At 44.7% G+C, this 18,002-nt stretch carries 18 protein-coding genes; 4 read left to right on the top strand and 14 right to left on the bottom strand.

Annotation, left to right across the window (positions count from 1 at the left end; translation table 11 throughout):
• Positions 1-58: 58 nt before the first annotated feature.
• A complete protein-coding gene (gene fadJ / locus OCV24_RS04520) occupies positions 59-2,275 on the bottom strand; it encodes a fatty acid oxidation complex subunit alpha FadJ (protein WP_150878089.1) in 2,217 nt (738 codons plus the stop codon).
• Positions 2,275-3,582: an acetyl-CoA C-acyltransferase FadI gene (gene fadI / locus OCV24_RS04515; RefSeq protein ID WP_017056910.1), complete on the bottom strand. Its 1,308-nt coding sequence runs from the start codon at positions 3,580-3,582 to the stop codon at positions 2,275-2,277. The genes fadJ and fadI overlap by 1 nt, the downstream gene beginning before the upstream one ends.
• A gap of 561 nt (positions 3,583-4,143) precedes the next feature.
• On the opposite strand from fadI, the gene OCV24_RS04510 reads away from it, so the two are divergent.
• The 4 genes from OCV24_RS04510 to OCV24_RS04495 all read left to right on the top strand — a co-directional run bounded on the left by OCV24_RS04510 (position 4,144) and on the right by OCV24_RS04495 (position 8,598).
• Complete coding sequence (locus tag OCV24_RS04510; protein ID WP_004736042.1) at positions 4,144-4,692, top strand: sigma-70 family RNA polymerase sigma factor; 549 nt, start codon at positions 4,144-4,146, stop codon at positions 4,690-4,692.
• Positions 4,685-5,413 carry a DUF3379 domain-containing protein gene (locus OCV24_RS04505; RefSeq protein WP_077680070.1) on the top strand — a complete coding sequence of 243 codons (729 nt, stop codon included), beginning with the start codon at positions 4,685-4,687 and terminating at the stop codon, positions 5,411-5,413. The genes OCV24_RS04510 and OCV24_RS04505 overlap by 8 nt, the downstream gene beginning before the upstream one ends.
• Before the next feature lie 296 nt (positions 5,414-5,709).
• On the top strand, positions 5,710-6,978 hold the full coding sequence (locus tag OCV24_RS04500; protein WP_017056908.1) for an outer membrane protein transport protein: 1,269 nt from the start codon (positions 5,710-5,712) through the stop codon (positions 6,976-6,978).
• A 297-nt stretch (positions 6,979-7,275) separates the two neighbouring features.
• A complete protein-coding gene (locus OCV24_RS04495) occupies positions 7,276-8,598 on the top strand; it encodes an outer membrane protein transport protein (RefSeq protein ID WP_077680100.1) in 1,323 nt (440 codons plus the stop codon).
• Positions 8,599-8,693: 95 nt separating this feature from the next.
• Here the strand turns inward: OCV24_RS04495 and OCV24_RS04490 are convergent, their stop codons facing one another.
• The 12 genes from OCV24_RS04490 to OCV24_RS04435 form a co-directional block, all read right to left on the bottom strand.
• Entirely contained in the window at positions 8,694-9,479 is a 786-nt protein-coding gene (locus OCV24_RS04490; protein ID WP_077680069.1) for an MlaA family lipoprotein, read from the bottom strand.
• 125 nt (positions 9,480-9,604) lie between these two features.
• Complete coding sequence (gene ccmI, locus OCV24_RS04485) at positions 9,605-10,825, bottom strand: c-type cytochrome biogenesis protein CcmI (RefSeq protein WP_017056905.1); 1,221 nt, start codon at positions 10,823-10,825, stop codon at positions 9,605-9,607.
• Positions 10,825-11,316, bottom strand: a complete 492-nt coding sequence (locus OCV24_RS04480; RefSeq protein ID WP_017056904.1) for a cytochrome c-type biogenesis protein — start codon at positions 11,314-11,316, stop codon at positions 10,825-10,827. Before OCV24_RS04480 ends, ccmI begins: the two co-directional genes overlap by 1 nt.
• On the bottom strand, positions 11,313-11,864 hold the full coding sequence (locus OCV24_RS04475; protein WP_017056903.1) for a DsbE family thiol:disulfide interchange protein: 552 nt from the start codon (positions 11,862-11,864) through the stop codon (positions 11,313-11,315). Before OCV24_RS04475 ends, OCV24_RS04480 begins: the two co-directional genes overlap by 4 nt.
• A gap of 5 nt (positions 11,865-11,869) precedes the next feature.
• Positions 11,870-13,840, bottom strand: a complete 1,971-nt coding sequence (locus tag OCV24_RS04470) for a heme lyase CcmF/NrfE family subunit (protein WP_017056902.1) — start codon at positions 13,838-13,840, stop codon at positions 11,870-11,872.
• A complete protein-coding gene (gene ccmE / locus OCV24_RS04465) occupies positions 13,837-14,319 on the bottom strand; it encodes a cytochrome c maturation protein CcmE (RefSeq protein WP_046224369.1) in 483 nt (160 codons plus the stop codon). The genes OCV24_RS04470 and ccmE overlap by 4 nt, the downstream gene beginning before the upstream one ends.
• Positions 14,316-14,522: a heme exporter protein CcmD gene (gene ccmD / locus OCV24_RS04460; RefSeq protein WP_017056900.1), complete on the bottom strand. Its 207-nt coding sequence runs from the start codon at positions 14,520-14,522 to the stop codon at positions 14,316-14,318. Before ccmD ends, ccmE begins: the two co-directional genes overlap by 4 nt.
• Positions 14,523-14,536: 14 nt before the next feature.
• Entirely contained in the window at positions 14,537-15,277 is a 741-nt protein-coding gene (locus OCV24_RS04455) for a heme ABC transporter permease (protein WP_017056899.1), read from the bottom strand.
• A gap of 147 nt (positions 15,278-15,424) precedes the next feature.
• Positions 15,425-16,093 (bottom strand): heme exporter protein CcmB, encoded by a 669-nt coding sequence (gene ccmB, locus OCV24_RS04450; protein ID WP_017056898.1) that lies wholly within the window; start codon positions 16,091-16,093, stop codon positions 15,425-15,427.
• 1 nt (position 16,094) lies between these two features.
• Positions 16,095-16,712, bottom strand: a complete 618-nt coding sequence (gene ccmA / locus OCV24_RS04445) for a cytochrome c biogenesis heme-transporting ATPase CcmA (protein WP_102506086.1) — start codon at positions 16,710-16,712, stop codon at positions 16,095-16,097.
• Between the two features lie 279 nt (positions 16,713-16,991).
• Positions 16,992-17,504, bottom strand: coding sequence for a DUF2802 domain-containing protein (locus OCV24_RS04440; RefSeq protein WP_150878086.1), 513 nt, complete (start codon positions 17,502-17,504; stop codon positions 16,992-16,994).
• Complete coding sequence (locus OCV24_RS04435; protein WP_017056895.1) at positions 17,504-17,998, bottom strand: chemotaxis protein CheW; 495 nt, start codon at positions 17,996-17,998, stop codon at positions 17,504-17,506. Before OCV24_RS04435 ends, OCV24_RS04440 begins: the two co-directional genes overlap by 1 nt.
• Positions 17,999-18,002 lie beyond the last annotated feature (4 nt).

The following is an 18,002-nucleotide window of genomic DNA, read 5'->3' as shown; positions in this document are numbered from 1 at the left end:
TCAATTGCTTGATACGGGCTTGATAATCAATGTGCTTGAAAGTTACTTTTATAGAGAGTTACTTGTAGAAAGACTCATCCAAACCAGCGCGTGTCAGTAGGCCATCACATGGCGCAAAACGATCACCGTACTTCTTAGCGAAGTCATTCATCATCTCAACCAGTGACTTAATGCCGATTTGATCCATATAACGGAAAGGACCACCTAGGAATGGAGGGAAACCGATACCGAAAATAGCGCCAATATCGCCATCACGAGGACTGCGGATAATGCCATCGTCCAAACAACGAACCGCTTCGTTAAGCATAGGTAACACACAGCGCATCGCGATATCGTTATCGCTCAACTTAGGATCTGGTTGCAGCTTAAGCAGCTTGTAAACTGACTTATCAACTTCCTTCTTCTTCCCTTTGTAAGTGTAGAAACCTTTGCCGCTCTTACGGCCTTTACGGTTGTCATTCAAAAGAATATCGAACACATCAGGGCCTTGGAAACGATCGCCAAGCTCATTCACTAAAATCGGAATGATCTTCGCACCGATATCGACACCTACCTCATCTAACAAGGTAATTGGGCCAACCGGGAAACCGAAGTCCAATAACGTGCTGTCGAGCTTTTCAATCGGCTCATTTGCCAATAGCAGATGTGCTGCTTCATTCATGTACGGCGCAAGGATACGGTTCACATAGAAACCCGCTGTATCTTTAACAACAATCGGAGTTTTGCCTTGCTTCTTCGCTAATGCAACCACCGTCGAAATCGTCTCTTCTGAGGTTGTTTCATGAGGGATAACTTCAACTAGAGGCATTTTCTCTGCAGGGCTGAAGTAGTGAAGACCGACCACATTTTCTGGTCGCTTCGCCTTCTCCGCGATCTTATGGATTGGTAGCGAAGATGTGTTGGTCGCGAAGATCGTCTCTGGCTTGGCATTAGCTTCGATGTCCGCAACCATCGACTGCTTAAGGTCGAGATCTTCAAATACCGCTTCAATCACCACATCTGTGTGGTTAAAGCTTGTAAAATCAATTCCACCAGACAGTTGAAGCATCTTACTTTCAAGGTCAGCTCGGCTCAGAATACGACGCTTACGCTGTTTATCGAACAACTTATAGTTGTAATTTAGTGCGTTCAGCACACCTTCATTGGATACGTCTTTGATACGAACGGGGACTTTCGCTTTAGCGACACTAACGTGGCTAATACCCGCCCCCATTAGGCCACCGCCTAGCACGCCAACACGCTTAACCGCTTTTGGTTCTGCGTCTGCACCATGTTCTTTTTTCATTTCTGTGGTTGCAAAGAAAATAGAACGAAGAGCTTTAGATTGTGTCGTCATCACCAGTTCAGAGAAGCGCTTGGCTTCGTACTGAAGGCCTTTGTCAAAACCGTTCTCTAAGCCATAACGAATCACATCAAGAATCGCATCGGCTGCTGGGTAATTGCCGAGTGTTTTCTGATTGGTCTTCTTTGAAGCCTGTTCAAAAATCACCTTACGACCTAGGCCCGTGCGTGAAATCAGTTTTTCTTTAGTCGAAGCTTGGCTTTTAGACGCAAGACGCTTACCTTTTTTACTGCCCGTATTCTTTTCAACAAAACTTTTAGCGACTTCAAGCAGGATAGTTTCAGGCACACAAGCATCCACAACACCGAGCGATTTCGCTTTCTTAGCGCGCAGTTGCTTGCCCGTAAGGATTAGGTCGAGCGATGGTAACAAACCGATAAGGCGAGGAAGGCGTTGTGTGCCGCCAGATCCTGGTAACAGGCCTAGTTGAACTTCTGGCAGGCCAAGACGAGTCTTATCTGAATCGGTACATACACGGTAATCACACGCCAGTGCGAGCTCTAAACCACCACCTAAACATGGGCCATGAATCGCTGCGACCACTGGGTACGGTAGTGCAGACAGAGTTTGGAACATCTCCTGCCCTTGGCGAGCTAGAGACTGTGCTTCGTCAGCCGTTTTACACGCATCAAGCATTCTTACATCAGCGCCAGCGATAAAGTTATCTGGCTTAAGGGAATGAACGATTAGGCCCTTAACTCGGCTCTGCTTTTCTTTTAGCTGCTCGAAGATGGCTTTCATTTCTTCAGCAAAAGCCGCTTGCAGCGTGTTCATTTTCTCGTTTGGTACATCAATCGCTAACCAAGCAATATCTTGCTCATCGATATTAAGAGTAAATGCTGTCGCTTTCTTTTTGGTTGATTCAGTCGCAGACGTTGAATCTGGTTGAGCGACTGTTTCTTTTTCTGTTGTTGCATCAAGAGTCGTAGACATTATTCTACCTCCAAGATCATTGCTGCACCTAAACCACCAGCCGCGCAAGCTGTGTTCAGTGCCAAGCCGCCACCGCGACGTTTCAGTTCACGTAGTGTTTGAGTCATCATGCGCGCGCCAGTCGCCGCAAACGGGTGTCCGTAAGCAATCGAGCTACCCAGCACGTTGAACTTCTCCATATCAATCTCACCGATCGCTTTATCGCGGCCAAGATTCTTCTGTGCAAACTCATCGCTCGCAAACATTTTAACGTTAGCCAAAACTTGGGCAGCGAATGCTTCGTGCATCTCGATCAGTGTTAAGTCTGACAAATCTAAACCTGTATTCTTCAATACTTGTGAGGTCGCATACGTCGGGCCCATCAGCATATCTGTTTCAACACCAATCGCTGAGAACGCATAACCACGAATATAGCCAAGTACTTCTAGGCCTAGCTCCTTCGCTTTACCTTCGCGCATCAACATCACTGCAGCACCGCCATCAGTCAGCGGCGTTGCATTAGCAGCGGTTACACTGCCGTACTTTCTATCAAATGCAGGGCGCAGCTTGGCGTAACCTTCAACCGTTGAGTCGTGGCGAATGTTGTTGTCTTCCGCTAGATACTTTTTGTAAGGCGCCGGGAAGGCCGTCATCACTTCGCCTTTAATCTTGCCTTCTTTCCATGCCTGAGAAGCCAAAGAGTGAGAACGGTGAGCAAGGGCGTCTTGAGCTTCGCGAGTAATACCATGCGTCTTAGCCATTTGCTCAGCCGTTTGTCCCATGGATAAACCGGTCGAGTACTCTGCAACTGCAGGTGGTACTGGCATCAAATCTTTTACGGAAAGCGTTTTAAGAATTTTCAGCTTTTGACCCATAGTTTTCGTTTTACTCAGCGCTAATAGATTTGCCGCTAACTTTTTCGAAACACCGATAGGCAATACAGAAGAAGAGTCCGCACCGCCCGCAATACCGACATCAATTGCGCCAGCCATAATGCTTTCGGTCACGTTGACTGCCGCTTGGAAGCTGGTCGCACATGCTCGTGTGACACTGTAGGCATCAGTATTGATGTCCATGCCGGTGCCCAACACGATTTCACGCGCAATATTCGGCGCTTCTGGCATTTGCACGACTTGGCCGAACACAACTTGTTCGATAAGCGCAGGGTCGACATCAGTTCTTGCAAGCATTTCGCTCACAACCATTTTGCCTAAGTCGACCGCAGGCACTTGACTAAATTCTGTGCTCTGACGAGCGAATGGGGTTCGTAACCCAGCGACAACGGCAACACGTTCTCCAGAACGCGTTTTGACTTCCTGTTTGCCCATGGTTTCTCCTTAAAGTTAAGAGGTCTGACCTGAATCATTGTAAAGAAGTTGTTAATTAAATCAAACGAGCGTTTAAATAAACGTGATACGAGTATCTCACTGTTTGAAAATATAACTGCAAATTCAGGCGAATCTTTTAGGGGGAAAGGTTGTCGTAAGAGGCTAAACTAGCGTAAGCAAATACTGTTATCGCTTTGTAGGGAATAGTTTTCTTGAGGCAAAAAAAAACCACACAAAGCTGTGTGGTTGGAATGTGTATAAAGCAATTAACTTGACGCCAATTGAAATAATCAGTTTCCTGATTAGGAGAAAGTAAAGTCAGCCTTCAAAAGGAAGTGTCGTCTTGCTCAACATGCTAGCCACGAATGACTAACTAGACGACAAGGTGTACTATAACTTGTTCGAGGCCTTAGATTTTGAAGTAGATCAATTTTAATGTGATTTTACGAATTCCTGCCGATCGTTCGCTCTGAAAACGAAACAGAATATAAAAACGAAGCACAACGTATAGAGACAGCTATACGCAGAGCAATTATGGAGGCTCGTGTGTCAATAATAAAAATGTTTGGAAAGAAAACAGCCAAGCGTCCGGTCAACTCTGATATGGACAAACAAAGAAAATACGAAGCACTCGTGCGTGCCTATCATCGTGACCTCTTTCGCTACGCCTATTGGTTATGTAAAGACAAAAGCATTGCCGAGGATTTAGTGCAAGAGACTTGCCTTCGTGCATGGAAGTCACTCGATAGCCTACAAGATGAAAAAGCTGCTAAATCTTGGCTGATTACTATCTTGAGACGCGAGAACGCTCGACGTTTTGAACGTAAACAATTTGATCTGGTTGATATCGATGATCATGGTAACGATGCTAGTGTCAGTGATGACCCGCACCATCAACATCTGTGGTTGCAAGCTCAGATCATGAAACTTGAAATTGACTACCGTGAACCGCTCTTCTTACAAGTCATTGGTGGGTTTAGTGGTGATGAGATAGCGGACATTCTCGATCTCAACAAAAACACGGTAATGACACGTTTATTCAGAGCTCGAAATCAATTGAAAGAGATGCTGGATACAGAAGAGGCAGAAAGGGGGCAACATAATGGATGATTTGGAATTTCGTCGTCGTGTATTGTCGGAACCTAAACAGCGTACACAAGATATTGTTGATGCAGCCGCGAATAGCGAAGCCAATAGTAACTTCTTAGACGATGTACTATCGCTTGATAAACAGATCCACGCTGCAATGAACGTAGATGTGCCAGACGATCTTGCTGACCGTATTCTGTTCAATCAGACCTCAAGCGAAGAAAGCAAAGTAGTAAGGCCAACTTTTGCTCGACGAGCAATGGCGATGGCGGCTTCAGTGGCATTCGTTGCTGGTTTATTAGTTGGCCAGGTCAACTGGGGCAATGCATTCGTTTCACCCGCACAAGCAAGTTTGGCTGATACAGCAATGAAGCACGTTGTTGATGAAAAGAGTTTTGTTAGTAGCATCGATGAACAGGTTACATCGCAGCAGATCAACGCAAAAATGAACCCATTTGCTTTTCAGTTTGATGATGCTTTCCCTTACCACGTCTATTACCTAAACCACTGTGGCTTTGGTAAATCCAACGCGGTACATATGGTCTTCCAAGGCGCAAAAGGCAAAGTAACGTTGTTTTTAACCGGTATTCCGACAGACAAACCTATCGACTTTGATGAAAAAGGCATGTCCGGTTCGGTAACCCCCGTGGATGGCAGCAGTTTGATCCTTGTAGGTGAGAATGGTGAGGACATTTCTAAGATCGCCGAAAAGCTTACCAAAATGATCAAACCTATGAGCTAATTCGCTCTCAAAGCCCCGTAATAAAAGGCCCAGCAACTATACTCTTGATATTGCTGGGCTTTATTTATAACAAACCCTCAAACCATTCACAGAACCAATACCACTAGAGTTAAAACTCTAAAAATAAGCATTTCTCACCATTTTCGTGCCAGATAGGCGTCATTTCCATAATTTTCCACTCAAATTTTTCAATGGTCGGATTTGTATATCGTATACTTGCGAATAGGATCAGCCACCATTGAGCAATTGCTCAAATTAATCGCCCTGTAGAGGCGGATATATAAAGGAATAAATAAATGACTACCAACAACACGCGTCTGTTTAAAAAGTCTCTTTTAGCAGTAACAATTACACTGGCGTCTTCGCAAGCGATGGCAGCAGGTTTCCAAATCAACGCACAATCAGCAACCGGCATCGGCCGTGCTTTCGCTGGTGATGCAGTAATCGCAGATAACGCGTCAGTAATGGCACGTAACCCTGCAGCAATGGCACTGTTTGATAAAACTGAGCTTTCTCTTGGTTTTGAAAGTATTACTTCAATGATTGAAGTCAAAGATGCTGAATACAATATTAACGGCAGCCCAATCCCAGTTGCCAATACTGATGATGTCGGTGACACTTCTATTGCACCCAATATCCACCTTATCGTCCCAGTAAATGATAAATTTGCTTGGGGTGTGAATGCATATTCAAATTTTGCTACAAAGACTGAGTTTGATGACAGCTACACTGCAGCTGAATACGGCGGCCTAACTGATGTTAAGAGCATTAACTTTGGTCTTGCTGGGTCATATCGCCTAAGTGAACAATGGAGTTTCGGTGCAGGTTTAGACCTGATTTACGGCCAAGGCACGATGAAAAGAGAAACAAGTGCGGCTCTAGGAGTCGCTAGTGGTGGCTTAGTCCCAGCTGGAACAACGTTAGTTGATGTTGATGAAGCTGATGGTTGGGCAGTAGGCTTTAACGTGGGTACTGTGTATGAACTAGATGAAAACAACCGTTTTGGTCTATCGTACCGTTACAGCCCTGAAATTACAGCTAAAGATGACAAAGGGCAGGAAATTACTCTACCTCTACCCGACATTGCTGAATTCTCTGGTTACCACAAAATCGAAGATACTAAATTCGCAGTTCACTATTCTGTACAGTGGATTGGTTGGGGTGCATTCGATCAGATTGACTTTGACAACCTACAAGGTTCACCACTTGGTTCAACGTATGCAAAACAATACCAATGGCAAGACGGTTGGCACTACGCAATTGGTGGTACTTACTACCTAAACGATACTTGGACACTACGTACTGGTTATATGTATGACACGAGCGCACAAGACGATCTAACTTCTATCTCTGTACCAGACTCTGATCGTCAGTGGTTCTCTGCAGGTTTCACATACCACATTGATACAGTTTCTAATGTTGACTTCGGTTTCACATACTTAATGGGTGATGATGTAAATGTATCAGAAAACACACAGTTAGGAACAGGGCTTTCAACTGGTGTCAACGCGACAACACACGCTGATGCAATCCTACTAGGTCTACAATACAGCCGCAGCTTCTAATATAAGCTAGGTTATAAATATCCAAAGGGTCGCATCACGCGACCCTTTTTTGTTACTTAAACCACTGACTGGCATCGATTTAGGCTTACAGGTGTAGGCTGCAGAGGCAAAATATGCCTACACCTGTACGCTCAAATTTCGCAACACAGCCGAAACATTCAGGCTATTTACCTAATAATTCGGCACATTTGACAATTAAATCCCTAAAACACTGTTTTATTCGAATTTCGTTTTTAAAGTAATAACTCTAAACGTAGAATCATGTCACTAAATACTTATGATTCAGCGAACATCACAATGAAAATGAATAAGACTCTTCTATCTGCTGCAGTGGCAGTTGGACTACTTTCGACTTCTACCGTGACTCAAGCGGCAGGTTTTCAATTAGCAGAATACTCAGCTACAGGCCTTGGCCGTGCATACGCGGGGGAAGCTGCAATCGCAGACGGTGCGGACGCACAATGGCGCAACCCTGCAATGTTGACTTACCTAGAAGGTACACAAGTTTCTGTTGGTGCTATCTACGTTAACCCTAACATTGATGTTAAAGGTGAAGTAAACCACGCTCACCCTGCGATAGGTACAAGCCAAGCATCTTCAAACGATTTCGCAGATGATGCCATTATCCCTAACCTTTACATTTCTCACCGTTACAACGAAAAGTTTGCTATTGGTCTTGCATTTGGCACGAACTATGGCATGGAAACTAATTTAGGTGATGACTTTAACGCCTCTCACTTCGGCAACGAAGCAAGCGTAATCACTAAAGAAGCTAACCTAAACTTTGCTTATCAACTTGTTGAGCAAGTTAGCATTGGTGGTGGCATTCGTTACGTTATGGGTGAAGGTAGCTTCGGTGCGACTGCACCAGCAAAAAACGCAGTCGCACTAGACTCAAATAAAATGCCAATCTCCGTTCCTGCAGGTACAACACTAAAATATATGGAAGGTGATGACACGGCTTGGGGTTGGCAAGTAGGTACAGCGTGGCAGATCAACGAAGACCACCGTATAGGTTTTGCCTACAAATCTGAGGTTGAACTGAAATTGGAAGGTCACGCTGAGGGGATAGGCTTTAAGATGGCACAAGGTCAACGTGCCAACGGCCATATGATGTTAGCACTTCCTGCAACAGCAGAACTCGCAAGTTTCCATCAACTGACTAAAACCTTAGCACTTCACGCTAGTTTCAACTGGACGGATTGGAGTTCATTCGAGAAACTGCAAGCAGAGCTAGGCACATCTGGCAGCCATACAGTTAAAGTCGAAAATTGGGAGGATAACTACCGCTTTGCTTTAGGTGCAACTTACCAAATTGATCCTAAGCTAGCGCTACGTACCGGTATTGCTTACGATACCTCAGCAGTAAGTGACAAAAACCGTACTATTACTATCCCAGAAACAGACCGCACTTGGTTAAGTGTTGGTGCTGGTTACCAATGGTCTGAGCAATTGTCATTTGATGCTGGCTTTACATACATTATTGCTAAGGATGCTCCAATCACGGAATCACGTGGCTATGCATCTGACGATACTGCTGAAGCCGTTGGTGGTCAATTTGTTGGTACAACAACTGGTAATGTTTGGCTAGTGGGTATCCAAGCCAACTACCGCTTCTAATCTGTTTGACTTAATCTAAAGTCATAAGCATTAAAAAGGCTCGATGTTGTTCTCAACATCGAGCCTTTCTTTTATCGATTTTCTAAATCATGTTTCTAGTAATCTTCTAGATAACCATCGATGAAGTCTTCTTCTTCAAGATCGACTTCTTCCGGTTCGATTTCGGCTTTGAAGTCACGGCGTTGAATGTAGACGTCACGTGTTAATGCGTATGGATCCGGAGAGTCATCCAATTGGGCTTCTTGAGAAACTAATTGAGCCCGAGTCTCCATACCTTCAAATGCCCACTTGCCCAAGCTCGCCCAGAAGTTCAAGAAAGAGAGAGGCACATACAAACCATCGACGGTGTCCGTTACTTCACGAGTCGTCAATGGGCCGTAACCTGGCACCATAAAATAAGGGCCATTTCCTACTCCATGATGACCAATCGCATCAGAAAATGATTTGTCATCAAACTTAGTGATCCCTGCTTCGCTGGCAATATCGATCAAGCCTAACAAACCAATCGTTGAGTTAATCCAAAAACGATTGAAATGGTCGAGTGCTTTTTCACCATTGCCCATAATGAGGTTGTTCACCATGCTTGATGGTTCGTCTAAGTTGGCTAGAAAATTGGAAATACCAGAGCGAATGGGCACAGGAGTATAATCAACATAGGCAAGAGAAACAGGACGAACCAAGTAAGGGTCTAGATACTCGTAGTTGAGATCCCACATCGCTCTGTTGAACCCTTCAAAAGGATCATTAGGGTGGGATTCTACGACGTATTCAGAAGTTTCAAGGTTATTATCGTAAGCGCTTTCATCTGGCGCGCTAGAACAACCCACCGTTAAGCTAGCGATAAAAAGTAAACTCGAGAGTCTTAAAACACTGCTAGACATATCACCTTTTCCATAAGGAATTCATATAATAATAAAAAGGCCAGCAATCGCTGGCCTCAATTGTTGCGTAAGTCTATACCGTTTATCAACAAATCGGAATAGCTAACACCTATGCAAAGTGATGATTAATATTGTTTGTTGATATCAATGGTCACTGGAGCACCCAGTTCAACCACTTCACTCTCACCGTACCAATCACCATCGCGAGTTGAAACATTACCATCGGTATCAAGCCTAGCTCTAACCATCAGAGTTTCAAGGCTAGACAATTTTTGGCCTTCCAACATGCTGTTACCATCATCAAGCACAACAGTACGAGGGAAAGTCCCCAGTGGGTAACGAGCCGCAGCAACCGGCATTGGCGAGCCATCCGCTCTGTGTATTGATACTACCAACACTGAATTAGGATCAGCATTCACTTCACCAGATATCTCAAGCGTTACCGCTACACTCTTACCTTGGTCAACGCCCATGGCATTGCCCATTTTCTTCTGAGCACTTTCAATACTGCGTGACAACATTTCGTAGCGACTGTCTTGAGGACCAATCATCTGCTGCATGATACTCCAGTACTTCACAGCACCTGGGTAATCTTGACGCTCAAATGCATCGAACGCTAGCAATGAGAACACACGAAGATCAACGTAATCGTTTTGAATCAAACGGCTCAAAATCAAGCGAGCTTGGTTCTGATCGGCTTCATCAGGCGAAAGCATCAGTGCTTGTGCGAAACCTAACTGAACATCTTCATTCTTAGGCTCAAGCTTATACGCTCGTTCCATAGAATCTTTTGCTGTTTCAGCATCGCGGTTAGCCAGTGCAATACGACCAAGAAGCAACCAACCCGTTGAGTCTTTAGGTTGATAGTGAAGACGAGTACGAAGCGCTAGCGTCAAATCTTCGAGTTCATCATCCGTTAACGCGCCACCTTCTGATGACATCAACTTTTTAGACAACTCAGGAAGGTTCGAACTCACTTCTTGCCAGTGTTGAACTTTGTCTAGCGCACCAAACTTAAAGTACATACCATACGTCACAACTACAACCAGAATTATCGACGGTACAACAACGCCAAGCGTAGAGATTTGAGTCTTCTTCATCTCTTCTTGTGCAGGAACATCATCAAGCAGAGACTGTTTCAAATCAGCGATCAATTCCTGCTGGTTATCAACAAGGCCTTCTTCTGCTTCTACCTCTAACTCAACGAGGCGGTCTTTATAGAATGCTTTGTTCAACTCGTCGCGAAGCATTTCGTCGTTGTTCGCCTTCTTGTTAATGAAGGGTAGAACAATTAAGAGAATTGCCGCTAGCGAAAGGATAATGGTAGAAATCCAAAATAGAGTCATTACTGTTTATCTCCGTCGTTCTCTTCGTCGAGTAACGCTTTTAAACGTGCTTCTTTGTCTGCATCCCAGTCTTTATCTGACTCTACTGCCGCTTTCGATTTTGACTTTCTGCTGCGTAAAATGATCAAACCAAATCCAACAACAACCACTGCAAACGGACCAACCCAAAGGATTGAAGTTGCTAGTGTCAGAGGTGGATTGTAAGTAACAAAGTTACCATAGCGAGCAATCATGTAATCAATGATGTCTTGCTTCGACTTACCGTCTTTTGTCATCTCGTACACTTTTTGGCGTAAATCGACCGCTAACTCAGCATTCGAATCACCAATGGTGTTGTTCTGACATTTAGGACAACGTAGCGTGTTACTCAACTCTTTGAATTGCTGCTCTTGGTCTACATTATCAAACTCATGAAATTCGATAGGTGCCGCAAAAGCCGTTGCCGAAATTGCAAACGTCGCGAATAGAGTAATCAATGTCTTTTTAATCATTTCGCTTCCTCCAACAAATCTTGATACATCGGCTCAAGCGTCGACGCCCAGTTAGTTGGATTCACATCACCAACATGGCGGTAACGAACGACGCCGTTAGCATCAATCAAGAAGGTCTCAGGCGCACCATACACACCTAGGTCTAGACCTAGCATACCGTTACCATCAAATAGACTGATCAAGTACGGGTTACCCAGCTCGTTTAACCAACCGACAGCCTTGTTACGGTCATCTTTGTAGTTAAGACCAATGATCTTAACGCCTTGATCCGCAAGCTTGTTCAGGTAAGAGTGCTCTGCATAACAGGTAGGACACCACGTTGCCCACACGTTAAGAAGTAATGGCTCGCCCTTAAAGATCACTTGGTCGTGAAGCTTGCCCGGTTGCTCTAAGTCTTCTAGACGAAACTCAGGAACCGTTTTGCCAATCAATACGGATTCCAGTTTAGTCGGATCATCGCCCGACTGGTTGCGCATCAATTGCGTTGCAAAGACTCCAGCTAGCACCATGAACGCAATCAATGGAATGAATAAAATCTTCTTGTTCATTCGAACTAAGCCTCCTGCTCTTTAGCCGACTTTTTCACTGGCTTACGAAAACGGTAACGACGGTCACTGATAGCGATAACACCACCAAGAGACATGATCAAAGAACCCGCCCAGATCCAACGTACAAACGGTTTGTAGTAGATACGAACAGCCCAAGATTTATTGTCGTCCAAACGCTCACCCATTGCGATGTATAGGTCGCGTGTTACACCACGGTCGATCGCAGCTTCTGTCATCATAGATTTAGCTGTGGTGTAGAAACGTTTTTCCGCATGAAGCGTGTTGATGTATTTGCCTTCTTTAGTGATTTCAAAGTCAGCAATGTAACCATCGTAGTTAGGACCATCTTTGTCACGAACGCCGGTAAACAGGAAGCTATACTCTTCAAGTTGATAGCTTTCGCCGGGTGCTAAGCGTACATCGCGTTCGATACTGTAGTTTTGCACCATCGCGATACCAATCACTGTCACGGCTAAACCGATGTGACCACACATCATCGCCCAGTGGCTACGAGGTAGCTTAGTCAAACCTTTCATAAACGTATGACGGTGAGTCGCACGCTCATGCAGCTCAAAACCATGCATGAAGATGATCCAGAACGCCATGACCCAACCAGCAAACGCAGTACCACTGAAGCGGTCAGCCAATAGAGTAACCATTAGTACACTCAAACCTAGTGAGAATGCACCTGAAATCAGCATTGGTTTAACAAGCTTGGATAGATTGTCGCGTTTCCAGCGGATCAGAGGACCGATACCAAGCAAGAACGAGAACGGGATCATTAACCAGAAGAACAACATATCAAAGAATGGTGCACCGATAGATACCGAGCCCAAGCCTAACTGTTTGTGAACTAATGGCAGTAGCGTACCGACTAGCACAACCACAAGCGCTGCAATCAATAAGATGTTGTTACCAAGCAGTGCGTTTTCACGAGAAACCAGATCGAAGTTGCCGCGAACACGAACCGATGCGCCTTTAACCGCGAATAACAGCAGTGAACCACCGATAACAAAGACTAGGAAACCTAGAATAAACATACCACGAGCAGGATCCGACGCGAATGCGTGAACCGATACCAAGATGCCCGAACGAACTAAGAATGTACCTAGTAAGCTTAGTGAGAATGCAGAGATAGCCAGCAATACTGTCCAAGCTTTGAATGTGCCACGCTTTTCGGTTACCGCTAGTGAGTGCATTAGAGCAGTCCCAGCCAACCAAGGCATGAATGAAGCGTTTTCTACTGGATCCCAGAACCACCAGCCACCCCAGCCAAGTTCGTAGTAAGCCCACCATGAACCTAGTGCGATACCTACCGTTAGGAATAACCAAGCTGCGATTGTCCAAGGACGCGACCAACGAGCCCATGCCGTATCAAGACGACCACTCATTAGAGAAGCGATTGCGAAAGAGAACGCAACAGAGAAACCTACATAACCCATGTAAAGCATTGGCGGGTGAATAATCAAACCCGGGTCTTGCAGTAGTGGGTTCAAGTCACGGCCATCTACAGGGAAGAAAGGTAATGTACGTAGGAAAGGGTTAGACGTTACGATAATGAACAGCAAGAAGCCGACAGTAATCAAACCCATGATAGCCAGTACGCGAGCCACAGACTCTTGAGGCATACCACGGCTAAACGTCGCTACTGCAACTGTCCAGCCCGCTTGGATAAGAACCCAAAGCAGTAATGAACCTTCGTGAGCGCCCCAAACCGCCGTAATTCGGTAGTACCAAGGCAGCTGGCTGTTCGAGTTACTTGCGACGTATTGAATCGTAAAATCATTGGTGTAGAACGCGTAGCACAAAATAACGAATGAAATAGCTAGGAATCCGAACATGCCCCACGACAACGGTCGTGCACTATTCATCAATAACGTGTTATTTCGAGAGGCTCCGTACAATGGGAGCACACTCAATAGCAATGCCAGCCCCAAAGACAGGATCATGGCAAAATGGCCGATTTCGGCTATCATTGAACACTTCCTTCTTTTTGTTCAGTTGTGTATTGCAAAGGCTCATGGGTTTTCTTCATGGCTTCGGCAACCTCTGAAGGCATATACTCTTCATCGTGCTTTGCCAACACCTCGAACGCTTCAATAGTCGTAGCATCTTTTAGAACACCCTGAGCAACAATCCCTTGACCTTCTCTAAAAAGATCAGGGAGGATACCATCGTATATAATTGTTACTTTAGGGCCTACATCAGCTAAATCGAAGCTTACACGTAATGATTCATTATCACGGCTTACAGAGCCGACTACGACCATGCCTCCAATACGTAGGCGTTGACCAACTTCAGGTTTTTTGCCGTCTTTGCCGTTGACCAGCTCAGTTGGTGTGTAGAACAGATCCATGTTCTGGTTGAGTGCGTAAACCATCAATCCAACAGTCGCACTGATACCAAAAAAGATCGCTAAAACAATGCCCAGTCTCTTTTTGCGTCTAGGGTTCATAGAGTGTTCTCCATATTTTTTGCTGCATCGATACGAGCTTGACGATCAATCTTAGCTTGTACTTCATTTAGTAATTGCTTACCACGACGAATACTTGTTACGAGTAAAATGGTCATCGCGAGGAATGTGATTCCAAATGCACTCCATACATATGAGGCGTAGCCCCCCATGGCAAGGAAATCACTCAAAGATTCAAAATACATAATTACCTACCCTACTACGCTTTTTCGGCCGCAAGCTTGCGAACCCATGGACGGTGACTTTCTTTGCTGATTATTTCGTTTCGGAAACGAATCATGGTCACAGCACCAAAGAAAAAGGCGAAGCCGAAAGTGTTAAGAAGAAGCGGCCATAGCATGTCACTTGAAATAGAAGGTTTGTCGAACTTAGTGATCGTGGCACCTTGGTGAAGTGTATTCCACCACTCAACAGAGAAGTGAATAATCGGTAGGTTAACCACACCTACGATAGCCAGAATACCCGCCGCTTTTGCCGCTGTTTTCTGATCATCAAAAGCGTGGTGCAATGCAATCACACCTAAATATAGGAACAGTAAAATAAGCTCCGAGGTTAAACGTGCGTCCCAAACCCACCAAGCACCCCACATTGGTTTCCCCCAAACCGCACCCGTCAAAAGAGCGATAAAAGTAAACACAGCACCAATAGGTGCCATTGCCAACGCCGCCATGTCAGATAACCTTACTTGCCATACCAAGCCAATAAAGGCCGCAATTGCCATAGACATATAAGCGCCCATAGACCAAATTGCTGACGGAACATGGATATAAATAATTCGGAAGCTATCACCTTGTTGGTAGTCGGAAGGCGCAAATGCTAGCCCCCATACCGTACCGGCGGATAGACACAATAACGCTAGGATAGAGAACCATGGCAGAAGTTTACCAGCAAGCTGATATGAGGTTTCTGCTTTGGCATAGGGATGGAGCCATTTCCACATGTTGTAATCTCACTCTTACTTCATATTGCTTACAGCTATCACAGCTATAATTATTATAATTTATTTGGTTTGGAGCTTCTTCCAGTCACTCTTTGAGTTTGAAATTTTGAAATCGTTCACCTTGAATATACAAAGTGGTAGTGGTCTTTAGTTAACACTTACTCTCAGTGCGGCACTAATAGCAAAAGGAGTAAGCGTCATTGCCCCCATTAGCATTGCCCCTAGTACTGCTAATTGTCCGTTATACGCAATGCCCAGCGCTGCCGCATCAATCGCTGATGTAGCAAAGATTAGAATTGGGATATACAACGGCAAAATAAGCAAACTTAAAAGTACGCCCCCCTTTTGAAGCCCTACTGTTAAAGCGACCCCAATAGCACCAATAAAACTCAATACAGGAGTACCAACCAATAACGTTAAAACAACCGACAACCAAGTATCGAAATCCAAAGACAGCAGCACTGCCAATAACGGACTGATCAAAATTAATGGTAACCCGGTCAATAACCAGTGTGCTATGACCTTGGACAATACTACCAACTGCAACGGGATGGGCATCAGCATCATCTGCTCAAGGGCGCCATCTTGAAAATCATCCCGAAAAAGGCGCTCTAAAGAGAGCAATGCAGAGAGTAAAGCAGCTACCCAAACAATCCCCGCCGCGATACGTGCAAGTAGGTTTGGCTCAGGACCAATACTCAAAGGGAAAAGAGTTATAACAATGATGAAGAACCACAGAGGGTTGAAGATATCCGCTTGACGTCGGAATGCGATAAGCAGCTCACGTCGGATAATCGTGGTCATTGAAGAGATCATATTATTCACCCAATTTTATTTTTCTTAGTTTCGGGCTATCAGCAAACATATCTTGGTGTGTGGTTAACAGCACAATGCCACCGTTGTCTGCATGCTGAGAAAATAGAGACTCCAGAACTTTTACGCCCTGCTTATCAATAGCAGTTAGAGGCTCATCGAGAATCCACAGCATTTGCTTACTCAGCCAAAGACGAGCCAATGCAACGCGGCGCTGTTGACCAGCCGACAGTTGCCCTGCTGGGACATCTTCTCTACCAGCAAGGCCAACTTGAGTCAGCGCATGGTAAAGCTCTTCCTTATTCGTTCCACCGCTGTGAATCGTTTGATAAAAACTAAGGTTCTCATAGGCACTAAGCTCACGCTTCACGCCAGTTTGGTGTCCAAGAAAAAGCAAATTCTGGTGGTAAGCATCTCGACTCGTTTCGATAGATTCACCATCCCAAGAGATGGTGCCTTCATCACGATCACCTAAGCCAGTAATAATCCTAAGGAGCGTCGTTTTCCCGGTACCGTTACGACCTTCAACTTGAACCAGTTCACCTGGTTTCAATTGAAAAGACAACGATTCAAACAGAACCCTGTCGTCACGAATAGCAGTTAAATTTGAGACTTCTAGCATAGGTAAATTTAGTCGAGTAAAGAGAGGGCTATAGTAGCACACCAATATGGTGACAAAATAGGACTAGGCGTTTTCGATAGAACAAACTCCGTAAGAAACTGTTACCGCTGCATCACAATTTACACATTTTTATTTACCAGGCGGATACCCTCTTAGATACAAGTACTTATAAACATCGTTCTATAAATAAATGCTAGGTATGAAAAAAGAAGCCGAAGCTTCTTTTTAAGAGGAGTGCGTGGTAAACATCAACAGTTAAATACGCAATGAGCGCTCAATTTAACGACGTCGGGGGCTATCTCTACGATCGCGAGAGTCTGCTGGCTTTTCATCAAACAATGTAGGATCGCTTCTTAAAGAAGGAATTTTTTCTTTACCTGCCAGCTTATTTTGCAGAGACATCATCAGCTCAGCTTCAGCTTTTGGTAATTCGCACTCTTCAATAAGTTCGTTAATCCCAGCGCCAAGCTGAACCATTTTCGTTGCACGTGTGTACAAACGTCCATCGTTGTCCGCATGCTCCAACTCAACAATACGTTCATTCAAGTGCTTTATCAGGTCTTGCTGTTCTGTCACTTTCTGGCCCAAGCCAACCACAACAGAGCGAACTTCAAGTAGCTGCTTACTCGATTTTTGAAGCTCCTTGTCCAAGTTACGAACTTGCAGACGTGACTGCTCGAGTTGTTTTTGAATCGCACGTTTTACTTTGCTAATCAAAAGCACGACAAATAACGTAAAAACCCCAACTCCAGAGAGAAGAACAACAGGGGTTAAAGAAAGCGCTTCAAACATTACAGGTGAGCCATCTCATCCCATTCGTCTTCGCTTAGTAGCTTATTCAGATCTACTAAGATAAGCAGCTTGCCATCACGGTTGCTTACACCTTGGATAAACTTAGCACTTTCATCGGTACCAACACTTGGTGTCGTATCGATCTCAGAAGAACGTAAGTAAACCACTTCAGCAACGCTATCCACTAGAATACCGATCACTTGACGCTCAGATTCAATAACGATAATACGAGTGTTATCTGTGATTTCACCTTGCATCAAACCAAAGCGAGAACGAGTGTCGATCACGGTAACAACATTGCCACGTAGGTTGATAATACCTAAAACATAGTCTGGAGCACCTGGTACTGGGGCAATTTCGCTATAGCGTAGTACTTCACGAACCTGCATTACATTAATGCCGTAAGTTTCTTCTTCCAGCTGGAATGTTACCCATTGAAGTACTTCATCATTGGTTGGATCTTTTCTTACTTCAACTTCACTCATATGAGACATAGAT

Origin of the sequence: Vibrio kanaloae, from assembly GCF_024347535.1 — a bacterium.
In the GTDB taxonomy this organism is placed as follows: Bacteria; Pseudomonadota; Gammaproteobacteria; order Enterobacterales; family Vibrionaceae; genus Vibrio; species Vibrio kanaloae.
Note: the sequence above shows the minus strand (reverse complement) of the source record. Positions and strands in the feature narration are given on the sequence as shown.